Genomic DNA, 425 nt, shown 5'->3' on the forward strand with positions numbered 1-425 from the left:
CCACAAAACGCATTGGCAGGCACTGGCATGAGGGCACCAATCCTATCGAAACCGATCCGCCGGAAAATCTGGAGCAGCTAAAGCAGGAGCTTGACGACCTTATTCGTCAACAAAACGCATTGATCGCTGAAAGTAAAAGCTTGGCGAGGCGTAAGGCCAGAAAAAATCAGCGCAGGACATTGCGGCAGAAAGTAGTTGACTTTTTCCGTCCGGGACAAAAAAGGAGGTAATTGTCCATGGCGTTGCAGACGGTTTTTCCGGTAACTCGTATTCATGAACCACTGCGAATCGATGTGGAAGTAGAGAACGGTAAAATTGTGGATGCGTGGCTAGGAGCACAGTTGTTCCGAGGATTTGAAACTATGTTGAAAGACCGTGATCCGCGGGATGCAGCCTTATTTACGCAACGTATTTGCGGTATCTGC

At 48.7% G+C, this 425-nt stretch carries 1 protein-coding gene and 1 pseudogene; both read left to right on the forward strand.

What is annotated here, in order from left to right; genetic code table 11:
- Window positions 1-230: pseudogene (locus tag AC29Z1_RS05645) on the forward strand (hydrogenase small subunit); the annotation flags it as partial.
- Between the two features lie 6 nt (window positions 231-236).
- Window positions 237-425 (forward strand): nickel-dependent hydrogenase large subunit (locus tag AC29Z1_RS05650; protein WP_488270480.1); only part of this gene is annotated, 189 nt, incomplete at its 3' end.

Source organism: Sporomusa sp. (assembly GCF_057736855.1).